General features: G+C 64.3%; 18 protein-coding genes. 10 read left to right on the top strand and 8 right to left on the bottom strand.

The window, feature by feature from the left end:
* The first annotated feature begins 11 nt into the window (after nucleotides 1-11).
* From tolB to DOM54_RS11060, 4 genes are read left to right on the top strand one after another with little or no spacing between them, the layout of a single operon-like run.
* Nucleotides 12-1316 carry a Tol-Pal system beta propeller repeat protein TolB gene (gene tolB / locus DOM54_RS11045; RefSeq protein WP_110716354.1) on the top strand — a complete coding sequence of 435 codons (1305 nt, stop codon included), beginning with the start codon at nucleotides 12-14 and terminating at the stop codon, nucleotides 1314-1316.
* Nucleotides 1317-1363: 47 nt separating this feature from the next.
* On the top strand, nucleotides 1364-1876 hold the full coding sequence (pal, locus tag DOM54_RS11050; RefSeq protein ID WP_110716355.1) for a peptidoglycan-associated lipoprotein Pal: 513 nt from the start codon (nucleotides 1364-1366) through the stop codon (nucleotides 1874-1876).
* Between the two features lie 18 nt (nucleotides 1877-1894).
* A complete protein-coding gene (gene ybgF, locus DOM54_RS11055; protein ID WP_110716356.1) occupies nucleotides 1895-2743 on the top strand; it encodes a tol-pal system protein YbgF in 849 nt (282 codons plus the stop codon).
* 48 nt (nucleotides 2744-2791) lie between these two features.
* Nucleotides 2792-3550 (top strand): YciK family oxidoreductase, encoded by a 759-nt coding sequence (locus tag DOM54_RS11060; protein ID WP_110716357.1) that lies wholly within the window; start codon nucleotides 2792-2794, stop codon nucleotides 3548-3550.
* A 6-nt stretch (nucleotides 3551-3556) separates the two neighbouring features.
* Here the strand turns inward: DOM54_RS11060 and DOM54_RS11065 are convergent, their stop codons facing one another.
* Both DOM54_RS11065 and ubiG read right to left on the bottom strand, forming a co-directional pair.
* On the bottom strand, nucleotides 3557-4234 hold the full coding sequence (locus DOM54_RS11065) for an HAD-IA family hydrolase (RefSeq protein WP_110716358.1): 678 nt from the start codon (nucleotides 4232-4234) through the stop codon (nucleotides 3557-3559).
* Nucleotides 4231-4986, bottom strand: a complete 756-nt coding sequence (gene ubiG / locus DOM54_RS11070) for a bifunctional 2-polyprenyl-6-hydroxyphenol methylase/3-demethylubiquinol 3-O-methyltransferase UbiG (protein ID WP_110716359.1) — start codon at nucleotides 4984-4986, stop codon at nucleotides 4231-4233. Before ubiG ends, DOM54_RS11065 begins: the two co-directional genes overlap by 4 nt.
* A 273-nt stretch (nucleotides 4987-5259) precedes the next feature.
* On the opposite strand from ubiG, the gene galU reads away from it, so the two are divergent.
* Together galU and DOM54_RS11080 are read left to right on the top strand one after the other, a co-directional pair.
* Entirely contained in the window at nucleotides 5260-6147 is an 888-nt protein-coding gene (gene galU / locus DOM54_RS11075; protein ID WP_110716360.1) for a UTP--glucose-1-phosphate uridylyltransferase GalU, read from the top strand.
* A gap of 4 nt (nucleotides 6148-6151) precedes the next feature.
* Entirely contained in the window at nucleotides 6152-7432 is a 1281-nt protein-coding gene (locus DOM54_RS11080; protein WP_110716361.1) for a nucleotide sugar dehydrogenase, read from the top strand.
* Nucleotides 7433-7476: 44 nt separating this feature from the next.
* On the opposite strand, the gene DOM54_RS11085 is transcribed toward DOM54_RS11080, so the two are convergent.
* A complete protein-coding gene (locus DOM54_RS11085) occupies nucleotides 7477-8061 on the bottom strand; it encodes a Fe-Mn family superoxide dismutase (RefSeq protein ID WP_162619836.1) in 585 nt (194 codons plus the stop codon).
* 388 nt (nucleotides 8062-8449) lie between these two features.
* On the opposite strand from DOM54_RS11085, the gene DOM54_RS11095 reads away from it, so the two are divergent.
* The 4 genes from DOM54_RS11095 (at nucleotide 8450) to msrA (ending at nucleotide 16089) form a co-directional block, all read left to right on the top strand.
* The gene (locus DOM54_RS11095) at nucleotides 8450-9394 is read left to right on the top strand and encodes a coiled-coil domain-containing protein (protein ID WP_162619837.1); all 945 of its coding nucleotides are present in this window, start codon (nucleotides 8450-8452) and stop codon (nucleotides 9392-9394) included.
* A gap of 28 nt (nucleotides 9395-9422) precedes the next feature.
* Nucleotides 9423-11240 (top strand): autotransporter assembly complex protein TamA, encoded by a 1818-nt coding sequence (tamA, locus tag DOM54_RS11100; protein ID WP_240613868.1) that lies wholly within the window; start codon nucleotides 9423-9425, stop codon nucleotides 11238-11240.
* Nucleotides 11204-15382, top strand: coding sequence for an autotransporter assembly complex protein TamB (gene tamB, locus DOM54_RS11105; RefSeq protein WP_240613869.1), 4179 nt, complete (start codon nucleotides 11204-11206; stop codon nucleotides 15380-15382). Before tamA ends, tamB begins: the two co-directional genes overlap by 37 nt.
* A gap of 68 nt (nucleotides 15383-15450) precedes the next feature.
* On the top strand, nucleotides 15451-16089 hold the full coding sequence (msrA, locus tag DOM54_RS11110; RefSeq protein ID WP_110716366.1) for a peptide-methionine (S)-S-oxide reductase MsrA: 639 nt from the start codon (nucleotides 15451-15453) through the stop codon (nucleotides 16087-16089).
* A gap of 48 nt (nucleotides 16090-16137) precedes the next feature.
* Here the strand turns inward: msrA and DOM54_RS11115 are convergent, their stop codons facing one another.
* The 5 genes from DOM54_RS11115 to DOM54_RS11135 all read right to left on the bottom strand — a co-directional run bounded on the left by DOM54_RS11115 (nucleotide 16138) and on the right by DOM54_RS11135 (nucleotide 21633).
* A complete protein-coding gene (locus tag DOM54_RS11115; RefSeq protein WP_110716367.1) occupies nucleotides 16138-17166 on the bottom strand; it encodes a hydrolase in 1029 nt (342 codons plus the stop codon).
* 7 nt (nucleotides 17167-17173) lie between these two features.
* Entirely contained in the window at nucleotides 17174-18511 is a 1338-nt protein-coding gene (gene pepQ, locus DOM54_RS11120) for a Xaa-Pro dipeptidase (RefSeq protein WP_110716368.1), read from the bottom strand.
* Nucleotides 18508-19446 carry a LysR family transcriptional regulator gene (locus tag DOM54_RS11125; RefSeq protein WP_110716369.1) on the bottom strand — a complete coding sequence of 313 codons (939 nt, stop codon included), beginning with the start codon at nucleotides 19444-19446 and terminating at the stop codon, nucleotides 18508-18510. The genes pepQ and DOM54_RS11125 overlap by 4 nt, the downstream gene beginning before the upstream one ends.
* Before the next feature lie 118 nt (nucleotides 19447-19564).
* Nucleotides 19565-20620, bottom strand: a complete 1056-nt coding sequence (locus DOM54_RS11130; RefSeq protein ID WP_110716370.1) for an ABC transporter ATP-binding protein — start codon at nucleotides 20618-20620, stop codon at nucleotides 19565-19567.
* Nucleotides 20617-21633 (bottom strand): ABC transporter ATP-binding protein, encoded by a 1017-nt coding sequence (locus tag DOM54_RS11135; protein WP_110716371.1) that lies wholly within the window; start codon nucleotides 21631-21633, stop codon nucleotides 20617-20619. Before DOM54_RS11135 ends, DOM54_RS11130 begins: the two co-directional genes overlap by 4 nt.
* Nucleotides 21634-21637 lie beyond the last annotated feature (4 nt).

Consider the following 21637-nt stretch of genomic DNA (forward strand, 5'->3'; position numbering starts at 1 on the left):
TGAAACGATGGATGTCTCAAGGATGGAAAGCCCTGGCCGCTGGTTGGCTGGTGTCGCTGGCGTGTCTCGCGACCACGGCCCAAGCACAGAACCTGACCATCGAAATCACCCGCGGCAGCGATCAGGCGACGCCCATCGCTATCGTGCCGTTCGAATTCAGTGGACAAGGCGGGTTGCCACAGGATGTGGCGCAGATCGTCAGCGATGACCTGGAACATAGCGGCCAGTTCTCGCCACTGAGCCGTAGCGCCCTCGTGTCACTGCCCAGCAGCAGCGAAGACGTGTTCTACGACGATTGGAAGCGGGTCGACGCCCGCTATCTCGTGGTCGGAAAAATCGAGCCCCAGGGCAATCAGTATCGTATCCAGTACGAACTGATGGATATCCTGGGGGGCAAGCGCATGCTGGGCGAGACGCTGACTTCGTCAGACGGCAACCTGCGTGCCAGTGCTCACTACATCAGCGACCAGATTTTCGAGGCCATCACAGGTATCCGGGGGGCTTTCTCCACTCGCATTGCCTACGTCGCGGCCAGCGGCACCGGTGACAACGCGCGCTACGCGCTCTACGTGGCCGATGCCGATGGACACAACGGACAGCAGGTTCTGTCGTCCGACGATCCGATCCTGTCGCCGGCGTGGTCGCCGGATGGCCAGAAAATCGCCTACGTCTCGTTCGAATCCGGTAACTCGGCCATCTACGTGCAGAATGCCTCCACCGGCGAGCGGCTCCGCCTGACCTCTTTCCGCGGCATCAATGGGGCGCCGGCCTGGTCGCCTGATGGCCGCAAGCTGGCGATGTCACTCTCCAAGGATGGACAGCCCGAGATCTACGTGATGAATCTGGCAACTCGTCAGTTGACCCGGCTGACCACCAATCCGGCCATCGAGACCGAGCCCGATTGGTCCCCGGACGGCCAGTCCCTGATTTTCACCTCTGATCGCAGCGGGGCGCCGCAGCTTTACCGCATGTCGGCCACAGGGGGGCAGGCCGAGCGGGTAACTTTCACCGGCAACTACAATTCCGATGGACGCTTTTCGCCGGATGGAAAAACATTGTTCATGGTGACTCGTGATGGCAGCGGCTATCACGTGGCGAAGCAGGAACTCGACACGGGTCGGGTGACGGTTCTGACAGATTCACGTTGGGACGAATCGCCCAGTGTCGCGCCGAATGGCACCATGGTAATCTTCGCTACCCAGCAAGGGGCGCAAGGTGTGTTGGGGGCAGTTTCTTCGGATGGACGAGCGTCTTTCCGGCTGCCTTCGGCGCAGGGTGACGTACGCGAACCCGCGTGGTCGCCGTTTTTGAACTAAACGACTACAGTCATTGTGTCATTCGACATCCGAGCAAGGAGATGACAATGCAAATTAAGACCTACGCCAAGACGTTAGCAGTCGCGCTGTCGCTAGCCGTAGTGGCTGGTTGTTCCAGCAGTGGCGGTACCCAGGAAGGGGACATGAATGGCACTTCCGGTGGCATGTCCGGACAGGGCATGACTTCCGGACAGGGCACCTCGGGCTCGCAGATGGGCGCCAACGATCAGCGTCCTAGCGTCGATACCATCTATTTCGCGTTCGACAGCGAAGAAATTCGCCCCGAATTCGAATCGGTACTGCGCGGCCACGCCCAGTATCTGATGGCCAATCCGAACGTCAACGTGACCCTCCAGGGCTACGCTGACGAGCGCGGTACTCGCGAATACAACCTGGGCCTCGGCGAGCGTCGTGCGCAGGCGGTCGAGCAGTACCTGAGCGTTCAGGGCGTCTCCCCGTCACAGATCCAGATCGTCAGCTACGGTGAAGAGCGTCCGGCAGTTCAGGGCCACACCGAAGAAGCGTACGCCAAGAACCGTCGTGTCGTGTTCGCGTACTAAGCTGCGACGGAGAAAAGCATGAAACACGGTCTGAAAAGACTGTGCGGCGCGGGAGCCCTGGTGCTCCCGCTGTCCGTATGGGCTCAGCAACCTGCCATCGATGACCTTACCGGTCAGTCGAACGGCTTCTACAGTCAGACGGAAGCCCGCCAAAGCGGCGGCGGCACCCTGACGATCCTCAATCAACTGCAGGACAACAAGCAGCAGATCCAGCAGCTTCGCGGCCAGGTCGAAGAGCTGCGTTACCAGTTGGATCAGCTCAAGCAACAGACCCAACAACAGTATCTGGATCTTGACGACCGTATCTCCGGCGGCGGAATGGACTCGGGCGGCGCGGCGAATGCCGGCGGCGATCCGAGTGGAACCGACGTCGACAGTGGCTCGGCGAGTGAGGTCTCCGGCGCCGCCGGCGCTTCCGCGGCAGCCAATAGTGGCACTGCCAGTGAAGCTAACACCGGTGCAGGCCGTTCGACCGCCTCCAGCGCCACGGGCGGTGAGGGGCGAGAGGCCTATCAGGCGGCATTTCAGCAAGTGCAGTCCCGGCAGTTCGATGCTGCCATCGACGCCTTTCAGCGTTTCATTTCCGACTATCCGCAGTCCAGCCTGCTACCCAACGCACATTACTGGCTGGGAGAGCTCTACTCGGCACAGTCACAGCTCGATCAAGCCGCCGATGCGTTCGATACGGTCATCAGCGACTATCCTCAAAGCAACAAGGTGCCGGATGCGCTGTACAAGCTGGGCCTGCTGAAGGCGCGTCAGGGCGATGCGGAAGGCAGTCGGCAATTGCTGCAGCGGGTGCGCAGCGACTATCCCGATAGCAACGCCGCGCAGATGGCGGGCGATTTTCTCAATCAGATGGGCTGACCGGATCGTTTAACGATCCGCCGGCGCCGCGACTCAGGATCTCCCCTTATGACCTGCCATATCGATTACCAGGCGCCTGCGGATCTGCTCGCCGGAAAGGTCGTGCTGGTGTCCGGCGCCAGCGCCGGCATCGGCAGGTCTGCGGCAATGACATACGCCCGCCACGGCGCCACGGTTATTCTGCTCGGGCGTAGCGTCAGCCGGCTCGAGGTGGTCTACGACGCCATCGAAGCCGTGGGGGCTCCGCAGCCGGCGATCTTCCCTCTCAATCTGGAAAGCGCGACTGCCCAGGATCATCTGGCGGTGGCGACCAAGCTCGAGAAGGAGTTCGGACGCCTGGACGGATTGCTGCACAATGCGAGCATTCTGGGAGATCGGGTGGCGGTGGCATCCTATGACCTGGAACTCTGGGCCAAGGTGATGCAGGTCAATTTCACCGCGACACTGGGGTTGACCCAGGCCCTGCTGCCGCTACTGGGGCAATCCGCCAGTTCGTCGGTGGTGTTCACTTCCTCCAGCGTCGGACGACGGGGGCGGGCGAACTGGGGCGCCTATTCGACCTCGAAGTTCGCCACCGAGGGACTGATGGAGATTCTGGCCGATGAGCACCACGAGTCGGCCATCCGTTTCAATTCTCTCAATCCCGGTGCCACGCGCACGGCCATGCGTCAGGCGGCCTATCCCGACGAGGATCCTCAGCGTCTTCGTACACCGGAAGAGATCATGCCGACTTATCTATGGCTGATGGGCCGGGATAGCGAAGGAATCAGTGGCGAGGCCTTCGACGCCCAGCCGCCGAAGCGCTGAGTCCGGCTAGCGGGACGCCAGTAACGCCAGCAGTTCGTCGGCCAGGGACTCCGAGGTGTCGAACCAACGCTGCGCCGGCCAGTCGCCGAGCGGCTCCTCGGCCGGGATATAGCCGTAACGAACGGCAATTGCCGTCATCCCGGCCCGCTCCGCAGCTTCCATGTCCCGGCGGTGGTCCCCGACATACCAGCACTCTTCCGGTTTCACGTCCAGTCGACGAGCGGCGAACCACAGCGGTTCCGGTTCGGGTTTTCTGACAGCCAGATCGTCGGCACAGACCAGCACCCCAGGACGCAACGAGAGCGCCTCGATCAGCGGTTCCGCATAGGCCCTGGGCTTGTTGGTGACGATCCCCCAACCCCGCGTTTCCGCTTCCCAGCGCGCGATGAGGTCTGCCAACCCCGGATAGACGCGACTGTTGTCGGCCACGACTTCCGCATAGCGATCCAGCAGATATTGACGGGCGCCAGCGTGTTGCGGGTGATCGCTGGCGAGGTCCAGTGCCAGGGTCACCAGGGCGCTCCCGCCATTGGAGACCTGGGCCCGGATGACGGGATAGGGAAGCCGCTCCATGCCATGATGCTCCCTCAATCGGTTGGTGGCTTCGGCCAGGTCGGGAGCGGTGTCGACCAGGGTGCCGTCGAGGTCGAACAGCAGCGCTTTCGGGAGGGTATACGGGGTCATTTGTCGTTGCCGCTACCGGTCCACTCGGGGCGCACATGCACCATGTAGTTGACCGAGACATCGTTGGGGGTCAGCCGGTAGCGTCGGGACAGTGGGTTGTAGGTCAGCCCGGTCTGGTCTTGCAGTCGCAGGCCCGACTGCCGACACCAGCCGGAAAGCTCGGAGGGACGGATCAGCTTGCGGTAGTCGTGAGTGCCCTTCGGCAGCAGGCCCAGCACGTATTCGGCACCGACAATCGCGAAGGCGTAGGATTTCGGATTGCGATTGATCGTCGAGAAGAACAGATGGCCGCCGGGTTTGACCAGCTTGGCACAGGCCGCGACGACCGACGCCGGATCCGGCACATGCTCGAGCATCTCGAGGCAGGTCACCACGTCGAATTCACCACTGTGCGCCTCCGCCATCGCTTCCACGCTGACGCAGCGATAATCGACCTCCACGCCGCTCTCCTGCTGGTGCAGCCTTGCGACCGCCAGGGGGGCCTCTCCCAGATCGATCCCGGTAACCTCGGCGCCGCGCATCGCCATGGCTTCACTCAGGATCCCGCCTCCGCAACCGACATCGATGACCCGCTTGCCGGCCAGAGGGACATGGGCGTCGATGAAGCCCAGGCGCAGCGGGTTGATATCGTGCAACGGCTTGAAATCGCCTTCCCGATCCCACCAGCGGCTGGCGAGCGCATCGAATTTGGCGATTTCGGCATGGTCGACGTTGTGATGCAAGGAGGTGGCGTCGTGAGGTGATGATGTCATGAACGGATTTCCTTTCCGGGAATGTCGGTACACCGTCAGGCGGGGACGGCCGGCCAAGCGCATGGCGGTGCATCGCTTTACGATATTCTACTATGGACGGTAGCTTGTCTGGAGGCCATGTCGGCGAAAAGCGAATCGGTAGGGCAGTGTCTCGAGTTGTCGCTTTTCTGCGACTGTGCTTTCGGCTTCTCGCCCGCTAAGCTAGCAGAAGGATACGCTGTCGGGACACCGGCAATCGTTGATTTCATACCCAGGAAGGGAAGGACCTAAAAGATGATTCGCAAGGCCGTACTGCCCGTCGCCGGATTCGGCACCCGCTGTTTACCCGCTTCCAAGGCGATCCCCAAAGAGATGATCACCATCGTCGACAAACCGGTGATTCAGTACGTGGTCACCGAGGCAGTCAAGGCGGGCATCAAGGAGATCGTCCTGGTCACTCACTCCTCGAAGAGCGCCATCGAGAACCATTTCGACAAGCACTTCGAACTCGAGACCCAGCTCGAGGCCAAGGGCAAGAACGAACTGCTCGAAGAGCTTCGCAACATCATCCCGGACGACGTCAATATCATCAGCGTACGCCAGCCGGAGGCGCTGGGGTTGGGACACGCCATCCTGTGCGCCCGCCCGGTCATCGGCAATGACCCGTTCGCCGTGCTGTTGCCCGATGTGGTCATCGATGACGACGGCATGGCCAGTAACGATCTCACCGGCATGATCAAGGCATTCGACGAGACCGGCAAAGCCCAGATCATGGTCGAAACCGTTCCCAAGGAGCTGACGTACAAGTACGGCATCGTGGCTCTCGAGGGTGACGAGCCCGCCGCCGGCAAGAGCGCGCCGCTGACCGGCATGGTCGAGAAGCCGAAGGTCGAGGAGGCACCCTCCACGCTGGCCGTGATTGGCCGCTACCTGCTGCCGGGCGAGATCTTTCCGATCCTGGCCGAGACACCCCCGGGTGCGGGTAACGAGATTCAACTGACCGATGCCATCGAGACCCTGCGCAAGAACAGCGGTGCGGCGGCCTATCGCATGCAGGGCCAGACCTACGACTGCGGCAGCCAGCTCGGCTACCTCGAAGCGACCCTGGCGCTGGGGCGGAAACATCCGACCCTCGGTGAGGGCTTCCGTCAGTTGATCCAGCAATACGCGGCCGAGGACTAAGTCGATGCGCGTGGTCGTACATGGTAGCGAACTGGCCGCGGCAACCGCCGCCGCCGCATTGTGCTCGGTTGGGCATCAGGTTACCTGGATGCCACATGCCGAATTTCGCTGGGACAGCCTGGCGCGTGCCGACTGGCTGATCAGCGAGCCCGGACTGAAGGACCAGATTCTGGTGGGCGAGGAGTCCGGCCAGTTGGCGATCGTGGACGAGGTGCCGGCGGACGCCGACGCCGACGTCCATTGGCTGGCACTCTCCCCGGATCAACGCGAGTCGGCGGAAAGCTACGTCCGGCAGGTGCCGGGGCGCCAGAGCACACCTCTGATCATCGTCAACAACTCCACGTTCCCGGTAGGACAAACGGAGAAACTCGAAGCATTACTGGGTCACGCCGGCCAAGTGGCCGTGGCGCTGCCCGACCGCATCGAGGAGGGGCGTGCCTGGGAAACGTTCACCCGACCCGCGCACTGGCTGCTGGGGAGCGAGGACGAGTGGGGAACCCAGCAGATTCGCGAGCTGCTGCGAGCCTTCAATCGGCGCCACGAGGTGTTCCAATTGATGCCCCGGCGTGCCGCCGAACTGACCAAGCTGGCCATCAACGGCATGCTGGCGACGCGGATCAGCTTCATGAACGAGCTGGCAGGCCTTGCCGACTCGCTCGCCGTGGACGTGGAGTATGTGCGCCAGGGGATGGGGGCCGATACCCGCATCGGCTTCGAATATCTCTATCCCGGCTGTGGCTTCGGCGGCCCCAACTTTTCGCGGGACCTGATGCGTCTGGCCGACGTCCAGCACTCGACCGGGCGGGAATCCCATCTGCTGGAGCACGTCCTCGACATCAACGAGAGCAAGAAAGAGACGCTGTTCCGCAAGCTCTGGAACCACTTCAAGGGGGAACTGGAAGGCCGCACCGTGGCCATCTGGGGCGCCGCCTTCAAACCGGGAACGGCGCGGATCGATCATGCGCCGGTCCTGACGCTGCTGGAAGCGCTGTGGGCGCAGGGCGTCACGGTCAAGGTCCACGATCCGGCGGCACTGCATGCGCTGGGTGAACTCTATCCCGACCATCCGCAACTGATCTTGTGCGAGGGCGATTTCTACAGCGCTTGCGAGGATGCAGATGCCCTGATGCTGGTGACGGAGTGGAAGTGCTACTGGAATCCGGACTGGCGTCGGCTGCTGCAATCGCTGAAGACGCCGCTGATCCTGGATGGCCGCAACATCTACGACCCCGCTTACGTGGCTTCCCGCGGACTGGTCTATCGCGGGATCGGCCGCCGCGCCTAGTCCCGCCTCCGGCGAGCGCCTGAATCCTGGCCCGTGGCCGGGGTTTAGACGCTCGCCTCGATGTTGAGTTGCGCGTATTCCCAGTTCAAGTGGGGCCACAACGCATCGAAATATTCGCCTCGGCGTTGAGGGTAATCGATTCGGTAGGCGTCCTCGTTCAGGGCAATGGCCAGCAGCGGTGCCACTTCGGGGGGGCGCGCTCCAGTGGGCGAATGCCGCAGTTCCAGCTTGCCGTCGGCATCGACCGCCAGCCAGGACCACCCCTCCGAGACGTCTTGAATGCTGGCCCGCCATCGATGTTGCAGCGCCCCGGGACCGCCAAAAGCCTGATCGATTCTTCGCGCCAGGCCGTCGGGCATCGCGACGCCGACGCCACTGAGTCCGTGCCAGAAGAACACCAGATTCCAGGCCTCCTGCGCGGATCGGCGAATCTCGTCCTCGTCGTGTTCGGCAAGGCTTGCTAAAGAGCGCCCGGGTAGCCTTGGCTCTCGAGCGTTGAGTGCATCGATATGGCGGCGATGGTAATGGCTATAGAGCAGGTCGACTTGAGCCCGTGATACCTCGGGCTCCAGCGAATGGCGCTCGAATGGCAGGGCGGGCAACTCGAATCGGGTAGCAAATTCAGGCATCTGGCTCATCGACGAGTGTGGTTGGAGAGGGCTACATTACGGCCCATCGGAAGCGGGCATGCTACCGCGATCGCGCCCGCCATCGCCAACTCGGCGACGACGGGCCTTCAGTGTTCAGTATTGCGCGAGCCGGCTGCGACCAAGTATGGGCTTTGCACCGGCTTTCACGTAACGTGATCCCGTCAGCCGCTCGAGCCCCTTTTCGTGGCATAGTGGCATCCATGGCCGAGGCGTCGGAACCGACTTCCGGGCTCCAGGACCTGGAGGTCGAGCGCAGTTCCTGTGTTACGCACCATCCGCATCACTATTGGCAAGGTATACGACGGCAATGCCATCACAATCGGACGAGCATCGCGCATCCCCAACCATCGTTCCTGATCGAGACGACATGACGACACGCCGCTCGAGAGCGGTTCATTATCAAGGTTCTCCCGGACGCGGCCGCGCCCGGGTATGGCCATTGTGGTTTCTCATTCTGCTGCTCATTGCCGGCGCGCTCGCGGGAGGCTGGCTGCTCTGGCAGCGGCTGGACGTGCAGCACGCCCAGATCGACCGGCTCAACCAGCGTCTGGATGCGACCGGTTCGACCCTGGACGCTTCCGGAGAAAGCTTGAGGGCCGAGTTCGATCGCCTACGTGACCAGTTGGAGGCCACGCGAGCGGCGGTGGGGAGCCTGGAGACGCGGGTGGCGGATTCCCGGTCGAACGACCAGACGACTCAGCAGATCCAGAAACTGCAGGACACCGATCAGAATCTCCAGGGATTGGTCGACACGCTGCGATCCTCGCTCGACGCCCTCGAGAGCACCGGCAAGGATGAGCGCGGCGCGCTGGCTGCCAAGCTGGCCTCGCTCGAGAGTGGCCAGGATCAGCAGGGAGGTCGCCTCGATTCGATGTCCAACTCGCTCGATCAGCAGCAGCAGGAGCGCCAGGCACTATCGAAGCAACTCACCACCTCGCTCGAGGAGTTGCGTCAGTCCCAACAGGCGCTCTCTCGCCAGGTCGAAGGAAACGACTCGACTGACCTGGGTGCCGCCATCGCGAATCTCGAATCCCGGGTCGAGACGCTTGCCCAGCAGGACGTGCCATCGACGGACGCCGTGAATCAGCTTCGTAGCTCGGTGACGGAACTTCGCCAGGGCCAGACGGCTCTCAATGCCGGTCTCGAATCGCTGCAGTCGCGGGTCAATGCGCTGCCAACGGGGGCGAGTGCGAACCAGATTCGCGAACTCAAGGAACGGCTGGGGTCCCTCGAGGCCAGCCGTTCGCAACTGACGAGCCGCGTGGCCTCGTTGATCACGGACGTTTCCAACCTGCAGCGCGGCGGAGGTTGATCTCATGCGGCAAGTCAAGGTCCTACGGATGGGACTCATTTGTCTGGCGCTGCCCGCCGCGGGCCATGCCTGGGCACTCGGTGTAACGGTCAAGGGATTGAGCGGACCTCCGGCGGAGAATGTGGTCAACATCCTGTCCGAGCTCGAGCCCGACAGCCAGGCGACCCGGGCACGTCTGGACGGGGTGGTGAGGAATCGTGCCGAGCAGGCGCTACAGGCCTTTGGCTACTACAACGCCAAGCTGGCCACCCATTACCCCGACGCGGACAATCGGCGGGTCGTGATCGATGTCGAGCCGGGCGAGCGTACCAGGATCACCCAGGTCGACGTTTCGCTGGAGGGCGACGCCAGGCAGGATGAGGCTTTCGAGAAGGTGATGCGCTCGAACCCGCTCAAGGTCGGCGACCCGCTACTGCATTCTCGTTACGACGGTTTCAAGAGCAAGATGTCGACCCTGGCGCTGGAACGCGGCTACTTCAACTCCCGTTTCCGTCAACAACGGATCGAGGTTCGGCCTTGGGAGGAGAGTGCCCGCATTTTTCTCGATCTCGATAGTGGCCCGCGCTATCGGTTCGGACACGTGCACTTCCAAGGGAGCCAGATCGAACCGCACCGGCTGCAAAACATGGTTCCCTTCGAGCCTGGCGATCCGTATCTCGCGGGCGACCTCGCCACGCTCAACCAGAACCTCGGCCAGACCGACTGGTTTGCCGGCGTAGCGGTGCGCCCAAGAGTGAACGAGGAGGCCGCATCCACGGCCCCCAGCCAGTGGTGGAGCGAGTCGACCGGGCGCGACACCACCGCCGACCCGTCCAGCGTGCTCGGCGGCCCGGGACTAAGCATGGCTCGCGAGTTGACCGATAGCCGGCCCACCGTAGTACCTGTCGATATCGAGCTGACCCCGGCCGACCGCCATCAGTTCGAGGTCGGTGTCGGCTACGCCACCGACGTGGGTCCGCGGACCCAGTTCTCCTGGACCATGCCCTGGCTCAATCGCTATGGGCACAGCCTGACCAACTCGCTCTATCTCTCGGCCCCGGAGCAGCGCTTTTCGGGGGAGTACAGGATCCCGCTGGAGAACCCGCTGAGAGACAGCTACCGGGTTCGCTACGGCCTGCAGAATGTCGATAACGAGGACACCAAGAGTTTCGAGAGCTCGGTGCAGTTGGCTCGCCACTGGGAGTTTTCCAACGGCTGGATCCAGGATCTCTACTGGCAGACCACCTACGAGGATTTCACCCAGGCCGATCAGGACGACGCGGTGCTGCTGCTCTATCCCGGCATCAGCTGGTCGCGAACGCGCAAACGCAACCCGATCTTCCCGAGCTGGGGCGACAAGCAGGAACTCACCCTGGAATGGTCCGACCCTTCGTGGGGATCGGATGCCCGCTTCGTGCGTACCACCTTCAACTCCCAGTGGGTGCGGATGCTCGGCAGCGAGAACCGCTTCGTCGGGCGTATCGGTGGTGGTGCCATGGCGACCAACACCTTCGACAAGATCCCTCCCTCGCTGCGCTTCTTCGCCGGTGGCGATCAGAGCATACGCGGCTACTCCTACGAGAGCCTGTCACCGGAAAACGACGATGGCGAGCTGCTTGGCGGGCAGCACATGCTGACCAGCAGCATCGAGTATCAACGCCATCTGACCGGCAATTTCTGGAGCGCGACCTTCGTCGACACCGGCAACGCCTTCGACGAGTGGTGGCCCGATGAACTCAAGACCGGCGCCGGCGTCGGCGTGCGCTGGATTTCACCCGTTGGGCCGATCCGTTTCGATATCGCCCACCCGTTTGACGACGAGGAGGACTCTTGGCGTCTTCATTTCTCCATCGGACCGGAGTTCTGATTCGGCTACTGCTGTTCCTGATCCTGTGGCTGCTGGGTCTGGTTCTGACGCTGGCCGGGCTGGGATTGTCCCCCTGGGGTAGCCAATGGCTGTTCGAGCAGGCCCAGTCTCGAGGCTGGGTCGAGGCACAACATTTCGAAGGTGCGCCGCTCGATGAGCTGACCATCGAAGGTCTGCGCCTGTCTGCCGGCGCACTGGACCTGTCCGTGGATCATTTCCACCTGGCCTGGGCGGATGACTGCCTGCTCAAGGGGCGGGTCTGCCTGGATGATCTTGCGATCACGGGGGCGCGAATTCGACTGGACGAGAGCGCATCGCAGCCGCCCCCCGAGCCGGAAGCGGCCGAAGGGGGTGGCATGCCGTCGATCTCCGTGCCGCTGCCCATCGAGATTCGCCAGGTGCGCCTGGACGATGTCGGCATTCAGCTCGCCGACGGTACCAACGTGCACTGGGATCATTTCCAGACCGGTGCCGAGATGGCCGGCAATCACCTGAAACTGCTGCCAACGACCCTGGAGCGGACTCGCATTGCACTTCCCGAGACGCCGGGCCGGGCGCTGGCAATGCCCGACCTGGGCAGCGGCGTCTTGAGCCCGGATGCCATCGATCTGTCGGTCGCCATCAACACGGCCAATGGCGAGGGCGGCAATGACGGCAAGGCCAAGGTCTCCACGCCGCTGACGGATGCCGCAGCGCTGGCCGCCGTCCCCGATACCCCGGTCGCCATCGCGCTGACGCCAATGACCCTGGCGGCGGCGGCCAACGTCGCCGACGGCAGTGCCGAGCGGACCGATGCGCGGGTCCAGCGTATCGAGCAGAGTCTCGGGGAGATCCGGGATCGGTTGCCCGATATCCAGCTGCCGCTGGAGGTCGAGATACCGGATCTGACGGTCAGCGACCTGCGGCTCGAAGGGCCGAGCCCGCAGCGCCTCGACCGGTTGACGCTGTCGGCCTCCGCGGTCGACCGCCGGATCGAGATTCGCCGGTTGATGGTGGAGGCGCCCGATGGCCACGCCGAACTCACCGCCAGTGCCGAGCTACAGGGGGACGTTCCGCTCTCGCTGTCGCTGCAGGGGCGCGTTACCCGAGCACCGGTCTATGGCCAGACACTATCGCTTGACGCCAACGGTACCCTGGCCGACCTGGATATCCGGCTACGCACGGCCGGCAACGCCGAGGCGGCGGTCGATGGGCGACTCCAGGCGTTCGCGCCAGGGTTGCCGTTTTCGGTGGACGTCAACGCCGGGCGGCTGCGCTGGCCGTTGGCCGCGCGGCCTTTCGCGCCGCTCACCGACGTGGAAGGCGGGCTCGATGAGGTCGCGATCCTGAGTGCCCGCGAGCTGCACGGCATCAAGGAGATCGAGCAGCCCCCCGCGCAGTACCAGCTTGACCACCTGACGCTGGCTGTCGAGGGCCGACTCGACGACTACCGCGCCAGCGTCGATCTCGCTGGTCAGGGCCAGGGGCTGCCCCCGGTGACACTAAGTGTCGCCGGCGAAGGGGACCTCGATCACTTCCGCTGGCAACCGATGCGGTTGGCAGCCGAGGGCGGCCAGCTCAACAGCCAGGGCACGTTACGCTGGACCCCGGCTCTCTCGGCCAGCGTGAACCTGGATTTCAAGCAGCTTCCGCTGGAGGCGTTCACCCAGGCCGTGACGGGGCAATTGAACGGCCAGGCCCGTGCGGCCTTCGCCATGCGCGACGACGGCGGCTGGCAGCTATCGGTGCCGCAACTGGCGATCGATGGCCGGCTGCAGCAGCGCGCACTCAAGCTGAATGCGCGCCTCGACGGCAACAGTGATAACCAGTGGAACATCCGGGCACTCGACTTTCGCCAGGGTGACAATCGCGTGACCGCCAGCGGTCGCGTCGACGATCATCTCGCGATCGATGGCCGGATCGATGCGCCGGCGTTGGGCACGATTTTGCCGGACCTCTCGGGCGCGCTGCGCGGCCAGTTCCAAGGGCGCGGCACGCTGGCGAGGCCGCAGATCGCGGTCGACCTGCAAGGCAGCAATGTGGGATACGCGGAGAACCGTCTCGAGCAGTTGGTGCTGAAGGCCAACTCCGCCGGTACGCAGGACCCGCAGTTCGACGTCAACTTGAACGCCAGCGGCGTCCAGGCCGGCGGACAGCAACTTCGGAGCGTCGATCTGGACCTCCAGGGGCGACTGTCGCGACATCAACTGGCACTCGACGTCAGTGGCGGCGAGGGCCTGCCGGTCTCGCAGGCCTCGGTGAGATTGCAGGGCGGCCTGGACAGCGCGTTCCAGAACTATCGGGGGGCATTCTCCCGGCTCTCGGCATCGACCGACTACGGCGACATCGCCCTGCGCGACTCGCTGGACTTCAGCGCCAACCTGACCAACGCCAGTGCGACGATCTCGCCGTTCTGTCTCGATCGCCACCAGGGCGGCGCGCTCTGCCTGACCGAGCGCATGAACGCGTCGGCCGCGCAGGGACGCGCTGCGCTCTCGATCGATGACGTCCCGATGGCGCTGCTCGACGATTTCATGCCGAGCGGGTGGCAAGTCGATGGCCAGACCGGCGGTAACGTGGTTGCCAGCTGGTCACGCGGCGGTCAGGCCTGGGCCGCCACGGCCGATATCGATAGCCGCATCGATGTCAGCGGTGTCGACGCGAGGGGGGCGCCCTGGCAGGTGCCGGCGGCGACGATCTCCCTGTCACTGGACGCCGACCAGCAGCGCGCCCAGACGCAACTCGACCTTCAGTTGGAGGATGCCGGAAAGGTGCAGCTGCAGGCCCGGATCGACGACCCGGCGGGGCAAGGCAACCTGCAGGGGCGCCTGCAGATGAGCGATCTTCGTTTCAGCCCCTATCGGCCACTGATATCCGGGATCGACCAGTTGGAAGGTGCCATCAATGGCGACGTTTCGCTGGGAGGTAAGGTGGCGATGCCGGCCTTGAATGGCAACGTCACGATCGACGGCGTCAGGGTCAGGGGGGGTGTGTCTCCGGTGGCGGTGACCGATGGCCAACTGACGCTGGCACTGCAGGGCCAGTCATCGACACTGCAGGGGTTCGTCCAGAGTGAGGATGGTCGGCTTGACCTGACCGGGGATGCCAACTGGCAGCAGCCCGACGAGTGGAGAGCCAATGTCGATATCGATGGCACCCAGGCCCCGCTCATGGTCGCGATGCCGGCCTACGGGCGTCTGCGGATAGCGCCGGACCTGCAGATCCGGGCGATGCCGCAGCGCCTGCAGGTCCGGGGCGACGTGAGTGTGCCTTGGGCCCGCCTGGAGATTGGCCAGATTCCCTCGTCCGCCCAGGCGCCCAGCAGCGACACCGTCGTGATTACCGAAGAGGAGGACCGCCAGCAGCAGGCTGCCGCCGCCGCTCGTCAGAACGACGAGGGCGCCGGCACCGCCCAGGCCCTGGCCGATGCAGGGATGCAGCTCGACGTTCGCGTCAATCTGCACCTGGGGCCCGACATGAAGCTGGAGGCCTATGGGCTGGAAGCCGGCCTGCGGGGCGAACTTCAGGTTCGCCAGGGCACCGGCCCGGTTCAATTGTATGGCGACGTGAACCTGGTCGATGGCACCTACACCTCCTTCGGCCAGGATCTCATCATCCGGCAGGGGCAGGTGCTGTTCAGCGGACCGGCGTCGCAGCCCAGCCTGCAGTTCGAAGCCATTCGCAACCCGGACACCACCGAAGACGATGTGATCGCGGGCTTGCGGGTGACGGGCTCCGCTTCCGCGCCGCGCCTGACGATCTTCTCCGAGCCGGCGATGACCGAGAGTCGGGCGCTCTCCTACATCTTGAGAGGCCGGGCACCCGAGGACTCGGGTAGTGGAGACGACGCCCTGACCTCGGCGCTGATCGGACTCTCGCTCTCGCAGACCGGCAGCGCGGTGGGCCAGGTAGGCCAGGCGTTCGGCGTTCAGGACCTGAGCCTCGAAGCCTCGGGATCGGGCGATGACAGCCAGGTCGTGGTCAGCGGCTACGTCTTCGACGACTTGAAGGTAAGCTATGGTGTCGGCATATTCTCTCCCATTGCCGAGCTGACCCTGCGTTACCGCCTGATCCAGAATCTGTACCTGCAGGCCGTTTCCGGGGCGGCGCAGGCCGTCGATCTGATCTACACCTTTAGCCTGGGTCGCGCCAACAGCCGCTGACCCGCTCAATCGACACTTCCGGCGTGCGCCCTCAGCGCACGCCGGCCTCGATCATTCGGAGGCAAGCCATGTTTCAACGACGTTCCGATTCACTGCCGACCGCGGAGACGGCGCTGCCGGGCCGCGATACCCCCCTCGAGATCAGCGGAAAACATCTGCTGACAGGCGCCTCGATGTTGCCGCCTTTCCCGGCCGGCACCGAACAGATCGTGCTGGGGCTCGGATGCTTCTGGGGCGCCGAGCGGCTGTTCTGGGAACTGGATGGCGTGACCGTCACCGCGGTGGGCTACGCCGGCGGCATCACCCCCAATCCGACCTACGAAGAGACCTGTACCGGGAAGACCGGGCATGCCGAGGTCGTAATGGTCGTCTACGATCCGGCACGGATCACCCTCGAGTCGCTGCTGGGCACGTTCTGGGAGGCCCATGATCCGACCCAGGGCATGCGTCAGGGCAACGATCTCGGCACCCAGTACCGTTCGGCGATCTACTCCACCAACGAGTCGCAGCGGGCGACCGCGGAGCAGAGCCGAGACGAATACCAGGCGGCGCTGCGGTCGCAGGGGCTCGGAACGATCACCACCGAGATCCGACCGCTGGAGACGTTCTACTATGCCGAGGAGTATCACCAGCAGTATCTGGCCAAGAACCCCAATGGCTATTGCGGCCTGAAGGGGACCGGGGTCAGTTGCCCGATCCCGGCTTGATCGGGACCGGGCGCCAGCGCCAGCCTTCGGCGCCGCTATTCACCCGGTCTACGGGTAGGGCAGGTGAGAGGGCGCCGCCCGTGCGAGCTGGCGTGGCGCCCACTGACGCAATTGCCCCTCGATGCGGCGCGTCAACCAGGAGCGAAGGCGTCCACCGCGTCGCTCCACGTAACCGACATGTCCGCCATGGCGGGCGATCTCGACCCGGATCGATGGCGAGGGTGGCGGTAGTCGCGAGAACAGGTCCGCCGGCATGAATGGGTCGTCTGCCGCATGCAGGATCAACGTCGGCAGCTCGATCTCGCCCAGCAGCGGGCCCGCCGATGCCCGGCGGTAGTAGTCGCTCGCGGAACGAAATCCATGCAGCGGGGCGGTAACGTCATTGTCGTAGGCCCAGAAACTGTTCAGTCGACGGATCTGGCCCGCGTTGATCTTGAGCGGCAGCGGCGTCGTCTGCAGTCGGGTCAGTACCTTGTGCTTGAGCTGGCGCAGTAGATAGCGTTGATAGAGACGGGAGATGCCGCGGTTGAGGGTGTCCGCGCTCGCCGCCAGATCCAGCGGCGCATTGATTGCGATGGCCCCTGCCAGCGGCAGGCCGTCGCCGCCCTGTTCGGCGACCAGTTTCAGCAACATATTGGCGCCCAGCGAAACGCCGGCGGCCACCATCAGCGCTTGGGGATAGCGCTGTGCCAGTTGCCCCACGATCCAGTAGGCATCAGCGGTATCGCCCGAATGGTAGGCCCGCGGCAGCCGATTGGGTGTCTGACCGCAACCGCGAAAATGCATCAGCACGGCGCGCCATCCCATTGCCGCCGCCGCGTGGAGCAGTTCGCGGGCATAGGGCGAGTCGAAGGATCCCTCCAGGCCGTGAAACAGCAGGAATATCGGGGCATCGTCTCGCGGCGGGGCCGGTCGGGCCCAGGCCAGCTCCACGAAATCGCCATCCGGCAGATCGACGATTTCGGTCTCGCGCGCCAGCGTCTGCCCGGGCAGGATCCGGGGCAGCAGCGTCTGGATGTGGGCGTTTCGCAATCCCGCCGGCGCCCGGAAGTCAGCCGCTACGATCGTGCTTGCCATGGCGAGCTCAGCCCTCGACGACGGGTTTGCCCTGGGTCAGGTTGTCGTGACCATCGGCAGTGATGATCACATTGTCCTCGATACGGATGCCGCCATGATCCTGCAGGCGATCGATGGCCGACCAGTCGACCGCATCTCGCTGGGCGCCATGCCGGAACGGCTCCAGCAGCATCGGGATCACGTAGAGCCCGGGCTCGATGGTCACGACCATGCCGGTGTCGAGCGTTCGTGTCAGGCGCAGGGCGGGATCCTCCGCCGGTGGTGGTAGCGACGTTCCCCGGTCATCGCTCTGGCGCCCAGCCACGTCGTGGACCTGAATCCCCAGGCTGTGCCCCAGTCCATGGGGGCAGAACGCCCGGGTCAGTCCGCACGCTATCGCCGCTTCGGCGCTAACTGTTACCAGCCTTGTCTCCACCAGCAGCTCGGCCAGATGACGATGCATCTCCCGATGTAGATCGACGAACGCCAGGCCTGGAGAGAGGCGGGCAATGAGGCGCTGTTGATAGTCGATGACGCCCTCGACGAGGCGCTCGAATAGTGGGTCGGCGTGGGCGGATGCCCAGGTACGGGTGATATCCGCCGCGTAACCGGCATGGGCGTGTCCTGCGTCGACCAGCAGCGACCGCGGCACGTCGGGGGCTTCCAGGTCGTAGTGCTGATAGTGGAGGGTACCGGCGTGGTGATTGATGCCAATGATGTTCTGGTAGGGGAGCTGGGATTCGCGCTGACGGGTCGCGGCAAGGTAGGCGAGCTGGACGTCGAGCTCGCCGGCGCCATCGGCGAAGGCAGCGCGGGCCGCCTCATGGCCCGCCAAGGCCCACTGGTTGGCGACGAACAGGCAGTGGCGCTCGTGATCGTCCTTGCGCATGCGGAGGTCATCCAGTGCCGCCAGCAGTGCCGGTGGGTTGAGTTCGGCGCCCAGTGGCATCGCCGAGGCATCCAGATTGCCGATCACCGCCAGTCGCCGCGCGGAAATCTGGCGTGGCGGCGGCCAGCCGGTGTCACGTAACGGCTCCAGCGTCATCATCTGCGCCAGCACGCCCGTCGGCGCTGGCGTCGAGAGATGCCAGAAGTCCGCCGGGGCGTAGTAATACCAGCGGGGCTTGCTGCCTGGCTGGATCAACAGCCAGTCATGCTGGTGGTGGCTCGCGCCGGTCCAGTGGACGAAGTGTCCATAGCTCCTGAAGGACGTCTCTTGATCGTCGGCAAAATGAACGCCGGCATGGCCACTGTAGATGAGCACGGCGTCGAACCCCTGGGTGGCCAGGATATTGGCGTAGGCAGCCTCCAGGCGTTCCAGATGGGCGCGTTGGCGCGTCTCGGCGCTAGCGGTTTGAGAGCTCATGGCGCGTATCCTGTCGTTGACGTTGCGGTCGAGCCGGTGGCGAGCTGCTGCAGCAGCCCCGGCAGTGAGGGGTGTCGGCTATCGTGACGAAAATAGAGGCGCAGCGACAGCGGCACATCCCAGCGCTGATCGCCGGCCCGAGTCAGCTCGCCGGCCTCGAGTAGGTGGCGAACCGTGCGCCAGGGTAGCCATCCGAGCCCATAGCCTTGCTGTACCAGTTCGCGAATGTTGGATGTCTGGATGTTCTCGTTGAGCGTGGCCAGGTGGACTTCCTGTCGCGAACGTCCCCAATGTGCCTGCAGCGCCGCCGCAATCAGACCGCTAGGGTGGTAGGCGATATGCGGTACCGGCTCACGCTTGCTGCCCGGCAGCATGAAGCGCGGTTGGCCGTCGAGATTGGCCAGGCTGACGGGCACGAGGCGCTCTTCGCCGATCTCGAGATAGCGTACGCCGCCGAGGTCGAGCTCCAGCGCCGTACGGCCCTCCGGCCAGTAGCACAGCGCCAGATCCACCTCGCCGCGTTCGAGCGCCTGGAAATATTCCCCGATCAACCAGCTCGTGGCTCGCAGATACGGTTCCACTTGGGCATGAAGGGCATGCGCCTCCAGCCAGCCCGGGACGAAATGCGTGATCAGGCTCTGCGGCGCAGCAAGCTTGACGCGGCGTGCGTCTTCATGGCCGAGGTTCTTCAGTCGCTCCCGTGTCACCCGCACCCGCTCGGTGATCTGCTGGCACAGGATCAGGAACTCCTCGCCGGCCGGGGTCAGACTGAGCGGCAGCGTCTGGCGGTTGATCAGCGTGGTCCCCATCGACTCCTCGAGCAGTTTGATGCGTCGCGAGAAGGTCGGCTGGGTGACGTTCTGCTGATCGGCAGCGCGGGAGAAATGACGCGTTTCGGCCAGGACGATGAAATCCTCTAGCCAACGTAGTTCCATGGCTTTCTCTATCGTGGATCCTGCTGTTGCGAGGCATCGGGCGGCGAGTTGCTGTCGCGTAGCGTCGATCCGGGACAGCCTACCCGATGGGCCCGAGGCCGCCTATTGGGGACCACCATCAGATTCGACCCTCCTCGACGGCATGACAGGCGATCCGATGACCCTCGGAGAGCCTCTGCGGCAATGGCCGCTCGCGCTGGCAGCGGCTATTGGCATGCGGACAGCGGGCACGAAACACACAACCGCTCGGCGGTTCGATCGGCATCGAGGTTTCGCCGTTCAGGCGCAGTGGCGGGGCGTGCCCATCCTGCAGCCTGGGGCTAGCCGCCAATAGCGCTCGGGAGTAGGGGTGCCGGGGATTGGCGAACAGCGTATCGGCGTCCGCCAGCTCGCAGATCGTGCCCAGATACATCACCGCGACTCGGGTGGCGAAGTGCTCGACGACCGCCAGATCGTGGGTGATCAATAGATAGGTCAGGCGACGTTCCACCTGGGCATCCATGAGCAGGTTCAGGATCTGGGCCTGCACGGAGACGTCCAGGGCGGAGACGGGCTCGTCGGCGACAATGAACTCCGGGTCCACGCTGAGAGCCCGGGCGATGGCGATACGTTGCCGTTGGCCGCCGGAGAACTCGTGCGCAAAGCGCTCGCTCCAGCCAAGGTCGATTCCCACGTCGGTCATCAGCGCATCGGCGCTGTCGCGCACCCGGGCACGCGGCCAGTCGCCGTGATGAAGGCGAATGGGCTCCTCGAGCGCCTGCCGCACCGTCAAGCGAGGGTTGAGCGAGGCAAAGGGATTCTGGAAGATCATCTGCAAGCGTCGACGATAGGGGCGCCACTGACTCGCTGTCAGATGATCGACACGCTGGCCGTCGTAATGCACTTCGCCACTGCAGGGAGTCAGCAGCCCCGTGATCAGGCGCGCCAGAGTCGATTTGCCGCATCCTGATTCGCCCACTACACAGAGCGCGTCGCCACGCTGAATCTCCAGGTCTACACCGTTGACCGCATGAATTCGCTGACGTCGCCAGGCACGGGAGCGCTTGTCGAACCGCCACGGCAGCAGGCGTTCCGGATGCAGCGCGAAACGCTTACTGAGCCCTTGGACCCTGAGCAGCGGCGTCGGCGTATCGGCGGCACGACCCAGCGTCTGCAACGAATCGGCCGGTGTCATGTCGTCTCCTTCTCGATGGGCAGGGTGGCTATCAGTTCCCGCACCCAGTGACAGGCGACCTGGCTATCGCCCGACACGACGGCCTCGGGAACCCGTTCGCTGCAATCCCGGCGAGGCTGGCCCTGAGGCGTGAAACGGTAGCGACAACGCGGATGGAAGGCGCACCCTCCCGGCACCTGGGAAAGACTCGGCATGTTGCCGGGAATCTGTGCCAGTGGTTGCCGCGGCAGTGCCATCTGGGGCAGGGCGTTGATCAAGCCCTGGGTATAGGGGTGCTGGGCGTCGTTGATGATCTCTCGCGTCGGTCCCTGCTCGACGATGCGGCCCGCGTACATCACCAGCAGCCGCTGAGTCAGCCTACCGATGACCCCCAGGTCATGGGAGATCACGATCAGGCCGACATTGTGCTTCTCGCACAGCTGTTTGAGCAGGGCGATGATCTCCGCCTGGATGGTGACATCGAGCGCGGTGGTGGGTTCGTCGGCAATGATGATGTCGGGGTCGAGCAGCAGTGCGATGGCGATGACGACCCGCTGACAAAGGCCGCCGGACAGCTGATGCGGATACTGCGCCAGGCGCTGCTCGGGAGACGAGACCTGGACCTGGCGCAGCTTGTGCAGGGCCACGCTCCTGGCGCGACGGGAGGAGATCCGACGGTGCGCCTTCAGGCTTTCGATCATCTGCTGGCCGATGGTCAGCACCGGATTGAGCGTCGTCAGCGGATCCTGAAAGATCATTGCCACCCGGTTGCCCCGGATCCGGCGCAACTGGCGATCGGACAGCTGGGTCAGTTCCTGCCCTTCGAAGCGAACCTGGCCCCGGGCGATGCGCCCCGGGCGGGAGAGCAGTCTCAACAGGCTGAAGGCGAGCACCGACTTGCCGGCGCCGGATTCGCCCACGATCCCCAGCCGCTCACCGCGATCGAGCGCGAAGCTTACGTCGCGTACCGCGCGGATCTCACCATGTCTCAACGGGAAACGCACATCGAGATGCTCCACTTCCAGCAGCGCCATGCCA

Origin of the sequence: Salinicola acroporae, assembly GCF_003206615.1 — a bacterium.
Lineage (GTDB): Bacteria > Pseudomonadota > Gammaproteobacteria > Pseudomonadales > Halomonadaceae > Salinicola > Salinicola acroporae.

Excerpts from the sequence above, each read along its gene's own strand:
- DOM54_RS11135 (WP_110716371.1), bottom strand. The coding sequence starts at position 21,633 with ATGGCGCTGCTGGAAGTGGAGCATCTCGATGTGCGTTTCCCGTTGAGA.
- ubiG (WP_110716359.1), bottom strand. The coding sequence starts at position 4,986 with ATGACATCATCACCTCACGACGCCACCTCCTTGCATCACAACGTCGAC.
- DOM54_RS11065 (WP_110716358.1), bottom strand. The coding sequence starts at position 4,234 with ATGACCCCGTATACCCTCCCGAAAGCGCTGCTGTTCGACCTCGACGGC.
- pal (WP_110716355.1), top strand. The coding sequence starts at position 1,364 with ATGCAAATTAAGACCTACGCCAAGACGTTAGCAGTCGCGCTGTCGCTA.
- DOM54_RS11130 (WP_110716370.1), bottom strand. The coding sequence starts at position 20,620 with ATGACACCGGCCGATTCGTTGCAGACGCTGGGTCGTGCCGCCGATACG.
- pepQ (WP_110716368.1), bottom strand. The coding sequence starts at position 18,511 with ATGAGCTCTCAAACCGCTAGCGCCGAGACGCGCCAACGCGCCCATCTG.
- msrA (WP_110716366.1), top strand. The coding sequence starts at position 15,451 with ATGTTTCAACGACGTTCCGATTCACTGCCGACCGCGGAGACGGCGCTG.
- tamA (WP_240613868.1), top strand. The coding sequence starts at position 9,423 with ATGGGACTCATTTGTCTGGCGCTGCCCGCCGCGGGCCATGCCTGGGCA.
- galU (WP_110716360.1), top strand. The coding sequence starts at position 5,260 with ATGATTCGCAAGGCCGTACTGCCCGTCGCCGGATTCGGCACCCGCTGT.
- tolB (WP_110716354.1), top strand. The coding sequence starts at position 12 with ATGTCTCAAGGATGGAAAGCCCTGGCCGCTGGTTGGCTGGTGTCGCTG.
- DOM54_RS11095 (WP_162619837.1), top strand. The coding sequence starts at position 8,450 with ATGACGACACGCCGCTCGAGAGCGGTTCATTATCAAGGTTCTCCCGGA.
- DOM54_RS11125 (WP_110716369.1), bottom strand. The coding sequence starts at position 19,446 with ATGGAACTACGTTGGCTAGAGGATTTCATCGTCCTGGCCGAAACGCGT.
- DOM54_RS11115 (WP_110716367.1), bottom strand. The coding sequence starts at position 17,166 with ATGGCAAGCACGATCGTAGCGGCTGACTTCCGGGCGCCGGCGGGATTG.
- DOM54_RS11085 (WP_162619836.1), bottom strand. The coding sequence starts at position 8,061 with ATGCCTGAATTTGCTACCCGATTCGAGTTGCCCGCCCTGCCATTCGAG.
- DOM54_RS11080 (WP_110716361.1), top strand. The coding sequence starts at position 6,152 with ATGCGCGTGGTCGTACATGGTAGCGAACTGGCCGCGGCAACCGCCGCC.
- DOM54_RS11060 (WP_110716357.1), top strand. The coding sequence starts at position 2,792 with ATGACCTGCCATATCGATTACCAGGCGCCTGCGGATCTGCTCGCCGGA.
- ybgF (WP_110716356.1), top strand. The coding sequence starts at position 1,895 with ATGAAACACGGTCTGAAAAGACTGTGCGGCGCGGGAGCCCTGGTGCTC.